This is a genomic window from Pseudomonas sp. Pseusp49, assembly GCF_059491875.1.
In genome coordinates this window covers 4,756,190-4,768,094 of record NZ_CP168514.1, presented here as the reverse complement: position 1 = coordinate 4,768,094, position 11,905 = coordinate 4,756,190, and the positions used below count along the sequence as shown (strand labels likewise).

Genomic DNA, 11,905 nt, shown 5'->3' with positions numbered 1-11,905 from the left:
CACAGCGCCGCTGTTTTTCGCGATATGTTGAGCCATTCCAATGACACACGGAGGGCGCCATGGCGCAGAGGTACGATGCACGGGGCAATATTTACATCGTGGTAGCGCCCGAAGAATTGCGCCACCAGGGCATCGACTTGCCCGATCAGGCCAGCCACGCAGCACAAACTCGTCAGGCATGGGCCGTGGCGGCCATCGAAGCCTGCTGCAACTGGGCACCCGGCACGCAACCGGCCGGCAGCAAGGATCATCGCAGCGACGGATTGCTGGTCGGACCGTTCCAGTCCTCGCCCCCCTTTGACCTGTTGATCGTCAACACCGACGGTACCCTGGCCGAACGCAGTGGCAACGGGCTGACGATTTTTTCCCAGGCGTTGAGCGACCAAGGGCTTTTACCCGGCGACGAATCCTGTCTGCTCAGGGTTCACCACGACAAGTCCGACACGCCTTCACCGGGGCAGACTTCGGTGAAAGCCGCTGAAGTCGAGGACGTGCAGGGTTTCTGGCTCGACCTGGGCCAGCCTGGTTTCGGGCCGTCGGCGGTCAGTGCCGAGGGTGTTGAAACGGCGCTGTTGAATGGCCGCGAACTCAGCCACGTCAAACCGCTGTCGGCACTCAATGGCGCATGGTCGCGCAGCCAGTTCGCGCGGGTCGGTAATCCGCATTGCGTGACGCTGGTCGAAAACGCCGACGACTTGCCGAGTAATGAGCAGATGCGAGAACCGGCGCTGGGTGACGGGTTGATGCGAATTGCCTACGCCATGCCGGTCGGTGCAGGCAAACCCTGTCCGGCGGGGATCAATCTGCAATGGGCGATGCGCTTGTCAGATGGACACATCGCCGCGCGGGTATTCGAGCGCGGCGAGGGACCGACGGCGTCGTCGGGGACCAGCGCCAGTGCGGTGGCCTGTGCGGCCTGGCGCGTGGGTTGGGTCAGGGCCGGGGAAGTGAAGGTGACGATGCCGGGTGGCACGGCGCCGATCTTGCTGGAAGAGGAGCGGGGGGAGTTGAGGCGGGTCAGTCTGTTTGGTACGGCTCGGTTAATCGATTGACTTCAAAATAGCCTTCGCGGGCAAGCCCGCTCCCACAGGGTTTTGTGAACGACACAAATCTACTGTGGGAGCGGGCTTGCTCGCGAAGAGGCCAGATCAGTCAACACCAAACTCAACTCAGCTCACTGAACTCCACCACCGGCATTGTCCGCTTCATCAACACCTTGCCCTCGCGCACCGAGTACAGCGGCAAACCCTGGCTGCGGATCACCTCGTAATCACTCTCCGCCGACAGAATCAGCAGGTTCGCCGGCCGCCCGCGTTCCAGGCCATAGCGTTCGCCGAGGTTCATGGCCCTGGCGCTGTTGTCCGTCACCAGGTCCAGCGCGCTTTGCAGGTTGCGATAACCGAGCATGTGGCAGATGTGCAGCCCGGCCTCGAGCACCCGCAAAATGTTGCCATTGCCCAGCGGGTACCACGGATCGACGATGGAGTCCTGGCCGAAGCACACGTTCATCCCCGCTTCCAGCAACTCGTTGACCCGGGTCACGCCCCGGCGTTTCGGAAAGCTGTCGAAGCGACCTTGCAGGTGGATGCTTTCGGTGGGGCAGGAGACAAAGCTGATCCCCGAATGCCCGAGCAAGCGAAACAGCTTGGCGCAGTAGGCGTTGTCGTAGGAGCCCATGGCCGTGGTGTGGCTGGCCGTGACCCGCGAACCCATGTCGCGGCTTCGGGCCTCTTCGGCGAGCACTTCGAGAAAGCGTGAATGCGGGTCGTCGGTTTCATCGCAATGCACGTCGACCAGGCAACCGCTGCGTTCGGCCAGGTCCATGAGGAACTTCACCGAGCTGACACCCTGGTCGCGGGTGTACTCGAAATGCGGAATGCCACCGACCACGTCCGCCCCCATGCGGATCGCCTCTTCCATCAACTCGCGACCATTGCGGTACGACTCGATGCCTTCCTGAGGGAAGGCGACGATTTGCAGGTCGACCAGGTGCTGGCTTTCCTCGCGCACTTCGAGCATCGCCTTGAGCGCGGTCAGTTGCGGGTCGGTGACGTCGACGTGGGTGCGCACATGCTGGATGCCGTGGGCGGCGAGGGCCTGGATGGTTTTCTTGGCACGGGTCTTGGTGTCTTCCTGGGTGATGGTCGCCTTGCGTTCGCCCCAGCACTCGATGCCTTCGAACAGCGTGCCGCTCATGTTCCAGCGCGGCTCGCCGGCGGTCAGGGTGGCGTCGAGGTGGATGTGCGGCTCGACAAAGGGCGGCACCACCAGATTGCCACCGGCATCCAGGTCGCCAGGGCCTAGGGTCGGGGCCTCGATCTGGCGGGCGATGCTGCTGATCAGGCCGTTTTCCAGGTTCAACTCATGCAGGCCTTCCTGGTTGCGCAGACGGGCGTTGATGATGTGCATCGGGCGAGTCCTTTTAGCGAATCGTATTGGCAATACCTTTACGTTAGCTCGGTGGTGGCGATCCCCGCCAGTTCAAAATGTGGGAGCGGGCTTGCTCGCGAAGGCGGTTGTACATTCGACATATGCATCGACTGATACTCCGCTTTCGCGAGCAAGCCCGCTCCCACAGGGGATTGGGTTTGTTCAGGTGGATTGAAGCAGGGGCAGAAAACGCAGCAGCGCGGCGACTATGGCTTCAGGCGCATCTTCCTGAACCAGATGACCGGCGTTGGGGATCGGATGGAACTGCGCGCCGGGAATCATCTGCTGCAAGGCCCGCCCGCGTTCGACGGGAATCCACTGATCGTCTTCACCCCAGAGAATCTGCACCGGGCAGCGAATCGTCGGGTACAAGCCTTCGGCCTCACGGGTATAGCGCTCGTCCATCTGCGCGATCTGCCGATAGAACGCCGCTTGCCCCAGCTCCCCCAGCCACGGCTGAACGTAGGGGGCGAGATCGGCGTCGGGGATTTCGCGCTGGATGGCCCCGCGAATATAGGTTGGCACGATGGCGCGCTGGATGTAATCGGGCAGTCCGCTGAACGCCGCTTCATGCTGGCGCACATGCTGCACGAACGGCGAACCCCAGGGCGTCAGCGCCACCGGATCGATCAGCGTCAGGCTGCGGTAATCCTTGCCGTTGAGCAGATGCGTGCGCAGGGCGGTGGCACCGCCGAAGTCGTGGGCCACCACGTCGGGGCGATCCAGGCCCCAATGCTCCAGCAACTGTGCCAGCAACTCGTTCTGCACACCCAGGGACACGTCGCCATCGACTTTCTCGGATTGCCCGTAGCCCAGCAGATCGAAATAGTGCACCCGGTGCGTGGCGATGAAATGCGGGGCAATCCGGTGCCAGACACAGGAGGAGAAGGGCGTGCCATGCACGAACACCAGCGACGGGCCATCGCCGCGCACGGCGTAGCGCACGGAGTGCCCTTTGAAGCGATAGGTCTGGGGCAGTGGCCAATCAGTCATGGGCTTGTCCTCTTGGCGGGGGAAGAGGCAAAAAGCATAGGCATAAAAAAACAGCCAATGAAGGCTGTTCTTTATTTCTCTGACAAAACGCTGTTCCCCTGTGGGAGCGGGCTTGCTCGCGAAGGCGTAGTGTCAGTCACCACAATGTCGAATGACACGACGCCTTCGCGAGCAAGCCCGCTCCCACATTCGATGGGGAGCGCCGGGATTACTCGCCGCGATAGATGCAACCGCTGGTGCAGGTTTCGTGGATACGAATCGCACTGAGCTCCGGCAGCAATGGCTTCATCTCATTCCAGATAAACTTGGCCAGCACTTCGCTGGTCGGGTTTTCCAGGCCGGGAATGTCGTTCAGGTAGTTGTGGTCCAGACGCTCGTACAGTGGCTTGAAGATCGCCTTGATCTCGGAGAAGTCACGGATCCAGCCGGTGTGCGGATCAAGATCGCCGCTCAGGTGGATCGCCACTTTGAACGAGTGACCGTGCAGGCGCCCGCACTTGTGGCCGTCCGGTACGTGGGGCAGGCGGTGGGCGGATTCGAAAGTAAATTCCTTGAAGATTTCCACAGTGTTTTCAGCTCTGTTCAGGTGGCGTTCGCCGCAGCGATTCGGGCAGGCGGCGAGTTTACCAGTTTGTCCTGACTAAAGGGTCAGCAAGCGTTCGCCGAGGCGACCGTTGGCGGCCAGTTCGAGGAATTCGTCGCCCAGGCGGCGGCTTTCTTCCATGGTGGTGCGCCAGTATTTCTGCCGGCTCGGGGCGTCGCCCATGAAGCGTTTGAAGTCGTTACGGTCCGGCAGTTTGCCGTAGGGCAGGCGCGCCAGGTATTCCTTGGACGGTGCCAGCAGCAGCACGTTTTGCAAGCGGGCCGGGCAGGCGCGGCGCCACGGCAGGGTCTTGTCGAACCAGCCGGGAATCACCCGGTCGGTGAAATGTGGGTAGAGCACGATGTCATCGCCGCTGTAGGGCAGGTCCAGGTGATAGTCCAGCAGACCGCCGTCGCGGAAGGTGCCGGCACCGGCGCCCGGCAGGTCGCGCACGCCTTCCATGACCATCGGGATCGAGCCGGAAGCCAGCAAGGCCTGGCGCAAATTGCCGGCATCGAGGGCGACGAAGCGCGACGGGAAGTCGTTCAAGGCATTGACCGGAGGCGCCAGGCGCGGGTCGTGGATGATCAGGCGTTCGAAGTGCCGGGCCAGCCGCGCCCGGCCGCGCAGGTTGTCGGCGATGACCGAGGACAGCCCCAACCCCAGGCGACCGCGATGGTCGTCGGCGAGCAGGCCGTGGCTTTTGACCACCATGATGTTCAGGCGGTAGGCGCTGTTGCCGAGGATCGCGGCATCACGACCGTCGAGCAGGTCATCGAGCATGCGCCGCGAGCTCTGGCTGATTTGCGCCATGGTCACGCCCTTGGCAAAGTTTTGCTCGGTGTACAGCTGCCCGAGACGCCGGATGCCCTCGGCGGCGTCCGGCAGGCAGGCGCTGGCGAAGCGCCAGGAGCCCACCGATGCACCAATCAGCGAGCGCTCCCGCGGTGCCGCCGGCAGCCACTCGCCGAACAGCGCCAGGTCCAGCCCCTGAATCCCCAGCGCCTTCGGACCGCCCGCCGCACCGGGCAGGGTGCCGACCTCGGCGGCGTTCAAGCCGCTTTCACGGATGCGCGCAAAAGCGCGCGGACCGGCCTTGAGGGTCAGGGAAGGAAACTTGATGTGGATGGCCGTCATACCGGTCTCGAATGTTGGCAAGCGGGGAATTATAAACACCACATCCCCTGTAGGAGCGAGCCTGCTCGCGATGGTCGTCAACGATTACGCGGGTAACCTGACACCCCGCGGCGTTCCAAGGTCCATCGCGAGCAGGCTCGCTCCTACAGGGGGTGCGGTGTGAGCAATGATGGCAATTCAGTTTCAATTAAGTTTAGCGGGTTAAGGTGGCTCGGCTGGCCCCCCGACGCAACGCTGGTACCATTGCGGCTTTCGAGAAGCTCACACCACTCGCATTAGACCCGGTCAGCGGGCAGTGACTCAAGGATCATCAGGATTCGTAATGAAGGTGTTTCTACTCAATCGATGTTTCGCACGGCGAATGGCGCTGCTGCTTCTGGCATTTTGCTCGGCAGTGATGGCCCGCGACCTGGATCAGGATGAAGCCCTGCGCCTGCGTCAACAGGGCGTGATCCTGCCGCTGGAGCAGCTGTTGCAGCAAGCGATGGATCGCTACCCCGGTGCAAAACTGCTGGAAGCCGAACTCGAAGAGAAGCACGACATCTACCTTTATGATGTTGAATTGCTGACGCCCGAAGGCGTGGTCCGTGAGCTGCACATCGATGCGACTGACGGCCGACTATTGAAAGACAAGGAAGACTGATCCATGCGTTTGCTGCTGGTGGAAGACCATGTGCCCCTGGCCGACGAACTGCTGGCCGGTCTCAACCGCCAGGGTTATGCGGTGGACTGGCTGGCCGACGGTCGCGACGCGGTGCATCAGGGCGGCACTGAGCCATACGACCTGATCATCCTCGATCTCGGCCTGCCGGGCGTGCCGGGGCTCGAGGTGCTGGCGCAATGGCGCGCGGCGGGGCTGGCCACGCCAGTGCTGATCCTCACGGCCCGGGATTCCTGGGCCGAACGCATCGAAGGCCTCAAGGCCGGCGCCGACGATTACCTGACCAAACCCTTTCATCCCGAAGAGCTGTTCTTGCGCATCCAGGCGTTGCTGCGCCGCTCCCATGGCCAGGTCAACCAGCCGACGCTCCAGGCCGCCGGGCTGCACCTGGACGAAGGTCGCCAGTGCGTTGTCCGCGACGGTGCGGACATTCAGCTGACCGCCGCGGAGTTTCGCCTGTTGCGTTATTTCATGCTGCACCCCGAGCAGATCCTCTCCAAAAGCCACCTCGCCGAACACCTCTACGACGGCGAAACCGAGCGCGATTCCAATGTGCTGGAGGTCCACGTCAACCATTTGCGCCGCAAGCTCGGCAAAAGCGTGATCGAAACCCGGCGTGGCCAGGGCTACCTGTTTGGCGGGCAAGCGCGGTGAGATCGATCCAGCGTCGCTTGAGCCTGGGCCTGATCAGCGTGATGGTGGTCGTTGGCCTGGTGCTGGCGCAAACCAGCCTGTGGCTGTTCGAAATGGGTTTGCAGCGCTACCTCGAAGCCGGGTTGCGCAATGACAGCGAGAGCCTGCTGGCGGCGCTGGTGCGCGGGCCGCAAGGTTTGCAACTGGATGAACGACGTCTGTCGCCGGCCTATCAGCGGCCGTTTTCCGGGCATTATTTCCGCATCGATTTCACCGATGGCCATTGGCGTTCCCGTTCGTTATGGGATCAGGAACTGCCGGCGCTCGATCACCCCGGTCTGCACGACGATCTGCAACTGGGGCCGGAAGGTCAGCAGTTACTGGTGCTGCGCACGGACTATCGGCGTTTGGGGTTGCCGATCTCCATCAGCGTCGCCGAGGATTACACGCCGATACGCGAAAGCTTCCGGCGCGTGCAACAGCTCGGGTTGGGCCTGGGTTTGACCGGGCTGCTGTTGATTCTGTTGCTGCAACGGATTACCGTGCGCCGCGCCTTGCGTCCGCTGGAACAGGCCCGCGAGCAGATCGCGCAGTTGCAACAGGGCCAGCGCTCGCAACTCGATGATCAGGTACCGCTGGAGCTGGAGCCACTGGTGGCGCAGATCAACCACTTGCTGGCCCACACCGAGGACAGCCTCAAGCGTTCACGCAATGCCCTGGGCAACCTCGGCCACGCGTTGAAAACACCGCTGGCGGTTCTGTTGAGCCTGGCCTCGAGCGAGCAGCTTGAGGCGCACCCGCAACTGCGCAAGACCCTCAAGGAACAACTGCAACAGGTCGAGCAACGGCTCAATCGGGAACTCAATCGTGCACGGTTGTCCGGTGATGCGCTGCCGGGCGCGCTGTTTGATTGCGATGCCGAACTCCCCGGATTGCTGGCAACCCTGAACATGATCCATGGCGAACACCTGGCGCTGAGCTACCGCGTTCCGGCCGGCCTGCAATTGCCCTGGGATCGTGAAGACCTGCTGGAGCTGTTGGGCAACCTGCTGGATAACGCCTGCAAATGGGCGGATGCCGAGGTTCGCGTGAGTGTCGCCGAGTTGGCGAACGGGTTTGAACTCAGTGTGGAAGATGACGGCCCGGGCATTCCCGAAGAGCGTCGCGATCAGGTGTTCGGCCGGGGAACACGGCTGGATGAGCAGACCCATGGGCATGGCCTGGGACTTGGCATCGTGCGCGACATCGTCGATAGCTGGGGTGGCAAGTTATCGCTGCTGGAAAGCGAGTGGGGCGGGCTGAAGGTTGTCATCGAATTGCCCAAACACTGAGATCCATTGTGGGAGCGGGCTTGCTCGCGAAGGCGGTTGTACATTCGACAGATGCATCGACTGTTACTCCGCCTTCGCGAGCAAGCCCGCTCCCACAGGGGTTCACTGATTGGCTGGCAAGTTTCAGGTGTGATGAATCTCCCGATCCTTGGTTTCAGGCATGAAGAAAATACCCAGCACAGCCGTCATCACCGCGATGACGATCGGATACCACAGCCCGTAATAGATATCCCCCGTGGCCGCGACCATGGCGAACGCCACCGTCGGCAGGAAGCCGCCGAACCAGCCATTGCCGATGTGATAGGGCAGCGACATCGAGGTGTAGCGGATGCGCGCCGGGAACAGTTCCACCAGCCAGGCGGCGATCGGCCCGTAGACCATGGTCACGTAGATCACCAGGATCGTCAGGAGCAATAGCACCATCGGGTAGTTGGTCTTGGCCGGGTCGGCTTTCTCGGGGTAGCCGGCGTCCTTGAGGGCGGTGGCGAGGGTGGCGGTGAAGGCATCGTTTTTGGCCTTGAAGTCGGCGGCCGGCATGCCGGTGCCCTCGAAGCTCTCGATCACTTTCTCGCCGATGCGCACCTGCGCAACAGCGCCCGGCTCGGCGTTGACGTTCTTGTAGGGGATGGCCCGCTTGGCCAGCACGGTCTTGGCCAGGTCGCAGGAGCTGGTGAATTTGGCCTTGCCTACCGGGTCGAACTGGAACGAGCACTGGTCGGGATTGGCGACCACCGTGACCGGGTTTTTCTCCTGCGCAATGAACACGTCGGGGTTACCGTATTGGGTCAACGCATGGAAGATCGGGAAGTATGTCAGTGCGGCGATGATGCAGCCGGCCATGATGATGCCCTTGCGGCCGATGCGGTCGGACAGGCTGCCGAATATGACGAAGAACGGTGTGCCGATCAGCAGCGAGCCGGCAATCAGCAAGTTGGCGGTCTGCGGGTCGATCTTCAGCATCTGCAGCAGGAAAAACAGCGCATAGAACTGCCCGGTGTACCAGACCACGGCCTGGCCGGCGGTGCCACCGAGCAGGGCCATGATCACGATCTTGAGGTTGTCCCAGCGGGCGAAGGATTCGGTCAGCGGTGCCTTGGACGATTTGCCTTCCGCCTTCATTTTCATGAACACCGGTGACTCGCTCAGTTGCAGGCGGATGTACACCGAGATAATCAACAACAGGATCGAAAGCAGGAACGGAATCCGCCAGCCCCAGGCTTCGAAGGCTTCCGTGCCCAGCGCGGTACGGCAGGCCAGGATCACCAGCAGTGAAAGAAACAGGCCAAGGGTGGCTGTCGTCTGAATCCACGAGGTGAAATAGCCGCGCTTGCCCTTGGGCGCATGTTCGGCCACGTAGGTGGCTGCGCCGCCGTACTCGCCACCCAGCGCCAGGCCCTGCAGCAAGCGCAGGCTGATCAGGATGATCGGTGCGGCCACGCCTATGCTCGCGTAGCCGGGCAGCAAACCCACCACGGCCGTCGAGACACCCATGATCACGATGGTGATGAGGAAGGTGTGCTTGCGTCCGATCATGTCGCCCAGGCGGCCGAACACAATGGCGCCGAACGGCCGGACGGCGAAGCCGGCGGCGAAGGCGAGCAGGGCGAAGATGAAGGCTGTCGTTTCGTTGACGCCGGCGAAGAAGTGCTTGGCAATAATCGCCGCGAGGGAGCCGTACAGGTAGAAGTCGTACCATTCGAACACGGTGCCCAGGGACGACGCGAAGATGACCTTGCGCTCCTCCTTGGTGATCCCGTGGTTGGGCGCGCTGCCCGTGGTTGCATTGTCGATTGCTGCCATGAGTATTCTCCGTCTTGCTCTTGTTGTAGGCCGGAGTTCTCACCAACACTTGCCGTACCCAGGCCCTGGGGCTGAAGTCATCGGATCACGTGGCTTGCATTCAAGTTGACGCCAGAAAAAGCTGCAAGGTTCCATGAAGCATAATCGGCTTGTGGCAGATATCCACTTGCCACCATTTCATTCAGCAGCGCGCAGAAAAATGTGGGAGCGGGCTTGCTCGCGAATGCGGTGGATCAGTCAGCAAAGATTGCGCCTGACACACCGCATTCGCGAGCAAGCCCGCTCCCACATGGGGATTTTGCAAGGCTTAAACGCGGAACTGGTCCATCAGACTCTGCTGCTGGTTCGCCAGGCTGTTGAGCGACTGGCTGACCCGTGCCGACTCATTGGCCTGGCCCGACAGCGACTCGGTCACGTCGCGAATGGTCGCCACGTTGTTGTTGATCTCCTCGGCCACCGCGCTTTGCTCTTCGGCGGCGCTGGCGATCTGCATGTTCATGTCGTTGATCACGGTCACCGCGTCGCCGATCTGGCGCAGTGCGGTCACGGCCTGGCCAACCTGCTCGACGCTGCCCTGGGCCTGGCGATGGCTGTTGTTCATCGAACCCACCACGTCCTGGGTGCCGCTTTGCAGTTGTTCGATCACCAGGCGGGTTTCCTCTACCGACTCCTGGGTACGCCGCGCCAGGTTGCGCACCTCATCGGCGACCACGGCAAAGCCGCGCCCGGCCTCACCGGCACGGGCCGCTTCGATCGCCGCGTTGAGGGCCAGCAGGTTGGTCTGCTCGGCAATCGCGCGGATCACTTCCAGCACCGTGCCGATCTTCTCGCTGTTGGCGGCCAGGCCTTCGACCTGGATCATGGCCGCGCTCATGTCGGCGGCGAGGTTGTCGATGCTGGCGGTGGTGCGGTCGATCACGGTCAGGCCCTGACGGGTTGCCTGATCGGCATCGCGGGCGGCGTGTGCCGCTTGCGCGGCGCTGCGGGCGACGTCCTGGGCGGTGGCGCTCATCTCGTGGGAGGCGGTCGCGACCTGATCCACCTGGCGGTACTGCTGCTCCATGCCGGCGCTGGTCTGGGTGGCGATGGCGGACGACTGGTCCGCCGTGCTGCGGGCGTCCTGCACCGAGCGTTTCACTTCGGCAATGATCGGTTGCAGCTTGTCGAGGAAGCGGTTGAACCAGCCGGCCAACTGGCCCAGTTCATCTTTCTTGTCGTAGGCCAGGCGGCGGGTCAGGTCACCTTCGCCGCTGGCGATGTCTTCGAGCATGTTTGCCACGCCGAGAATCGGCTTGGTCACGCTGCGGGCCATCAGCCACACCAGCATCAGGCCGAGCAGCGCGGCGAGCCCCCCCAGGCCGAGCTCGACCAGGGTGCCGGCGGTGTTGCTGTCGTCCAGTTGCTTTTTCAGGGTTTCGGCGGGGCCGACCAGGACTTTCTCCGGCACGTCGAGCAGTACGCCCCAGGACTTGCCGCCGGGAATCGGCTGGAAGGGTGCCAGCACTTTCAATTGCTGATGGCTGTGCAGGCTGGCGGTTTTGCTGCTGGCGGCCAGCATGCGCAGCAGTTCGGTACCGCTGTCCTTGTCCACGGCATCCAGGCGCTGGCTGAGTTTGCTGGCGTCCGGGCTGTAGCCGGCGAGCAGGCCCGCCGGGCTGATGATGCTGACACTGGTCTGGCCGTCGTAGAGTTTCTTGCTGGCCCCCAGGCTGACCGCTTGCAGGCTGTTGAGGTTGATGTCCACCGACAGCGAGGCGATGACCTTGCCGTTGACCATCAGCGGGAAAACGATGCTGGTCATCAGCACGTTCTGGCCGTCGATCTCATAGAAGTAGGGTTCGATCACGCACGGCTTGAGCGTGGTGCGCGGGCAGGTGAACCAGGCGTTGGCCGCTTCGCCGCTGGGGCCGGTGCTGGTGTCGGCCATATCCTTTTCCGGCAGCGCCATGGACGTCAGCTTGCCCGGCGTCGGCTGCGACCAGTAGAGGGCGAAACGGCCCTTGTCGTTGCTGCCCAGTTCCGCTTGGCCGGCGAACAGGTCGTCCTTGCCGTCCAGCCCGTTGGGTTCGAACACCAGGGACAGGCCAAGCAGGTCCGGATTGGCCTGCAGGGCCGACTTGACCTGGCGGGTCAGGTCTTCGCGCAGGTCGAAGGCATCGAGGAAGCGCTTTTCGGCCTGCTCGCGCAAAAACAGCACCTGCCGGGAGAAACCGTGGCCGTACTGATAGGCGTCCATGAACTGCTGGCGGATCCCCAGTGCCTGGTTCTCGCCCTGGGACTCGATCCGGGCCTGGGCCGATTCGGTCAGCATCTCCATGCTCGAGGCTTTCACCAGCT

The 11,905-nt window shown here is 62.7% G+C and carries 9 protein-coding genes and 2 pseudogenes; 4 read left to right on the top strand and 7 right to left on the bottom strand.

The window, feature by feature from the left end:
• The first annotated feature begins 59 nt into the window (after positions 1–59).
• Positions 60–1,052, top strand: coding sequence for a diaminopimelate epimerase (locus tag ACEN83_RS21285; protein ID WP_495578333.1), 993 nt, complete (start codon positions 60–62; stop codon positions 1,050–1,052).
• 112 nt (positions 1,053–1,164) lie between these two features.
• On the opposite strand, the gene codA is transcribed toward ACEN83_RS21285, so the two are convergent.
• The 4 genes from codA to ACEN83_RS21265 form a co-directional block, all read right to left on the bottom strand.
• Positions 1,165–2,409: a cytosine deaminase gene (gene codA, locus ACEN83_RS21280; protein ID WP_495578332.1), complete on the bottom strand. Its 1,245-nt coding sequence runs from the start codon at positions 2,407–2,409 to the stop codon at positions 1,165–1,167.
• A gap of 183 nt (positions 2,410–2,592) precedes the next feature.
• Complete coding sequence (locus tag ACEN83_RS21275; RefSeq protein ID WP_495578331.1) at positions 2,593–3,423, bottom strand: alpha/beta fold hydrolase; 831 nt, start codon at positions 3,421–3,423, stop codon at positions 2,593–2,595.
• Positions 3,424–3,631: 208 nt separating this feature from the next.
• Entirely contained in the window at positions 3,632–3,988 is a 357-nt protein-coding gene (gene queD, locus ACEN83_RS21270) for a 6-carboxytetrahydropterin synthase QueD (protein ID WP_003223505.1), read from the bottom strand.
• A 75-nt stretch (positions 3,989–4,063) separates the two neighbouring features.
• A complete protein-coding gene (locus ACEN83_RS21265; protein ID WP_007971997.1) occupies positions 4,064–5,143 on the bottom strand; it encodes a hypothetical protein in 1,080 nt (359 codons plus the stop codon).
• Between the two features lie 322 nt (positions 5,144–5,465).
• Here ACEN83_RS21265 and ACEN83_RS21260 point away from each other — a divergent pair, with 322 nt between their 5' ends.
• The 3 genes from ACEN83_RS21260 to ACEN83_RS21250 are packed head-to-tail and all read left to right on the top strand — an operon-like array spanning position 5,466 to position 7,768.
• Positions 5,466–5,786, top strand: coding sequence for a PepSY domain-containing protein (locus ACEN83_RS21260; protein ID WP_104447942.1), 321 nt, complete (start codon positions 5,466–5,468; stop codon positions 5,784–5,786).
• Between the two features lie 3 nt (positions 5,787–5,789).
• Positions 5,790–6,458 carry a response regulator transcription factor gene (locus ACEN83_RS21255; protein ID WP_007971994.1) on the top strand — a complete coding sequence of 223 codons (669 nt, stop codon included), beginning with the start codon at positions 5,790–5,792 and terminating at the stop codon, positions 6,456–6,458.
• Positions 6,455–7,768, top strand: a complete 1,314-nt coding sequence (locus ACEN83_RS21250) for a sensor histidine kinase (RefSeq protein WP_495578330.1) — start codon at positions 6,455–6,457, stop codon at positions 7,766–7,768. Before ACEN83_RS21255 ends, ACEN83_RS21250 begins: the two co-directional genes overlap by 4 nt.
• 123 nt (positions 7,769–7,891) lie before the next feature.
• Here ACEN83_RS21250 and ACEN83_RS21245 read toward each other — a convergent pair whose 3' ends face one another.
• The 3 genes and pseudogenes from ACEN83_RS21245 to ACEN83_RS21235 form a co-directional block, all read right to left on the bottom strand.
• A complete protein-coding gene (locus ACEN83_RS21245) occupies positions 7,892–9,568 on the bottom strand; it encodes an MFS transporter (protein WP_495578329.1) in 1,677 nt (558 codons plus the stop codon).
• Positions 9,569–9,875: 307 nt separating this feature from the next.
• Positions 9,876–10,469 (bottom strand): annotated as a pseudogene (locus ACEN83_RS21240) (methyl-accepting chemotaxis protein); the annotation flags it as partial.
• 264 nt (positions 10,470–10,733) lie between these two features.
• Positions 10,734–11,804 (bottom strand): annotated as a pseudogene (locus tag ACEN83_RS21235) (methyl-accepting chemotaxis protein); the annotation flags it as partial.
• Positions 11,805–11,905 lie beyond the last annotated feature (101 nt).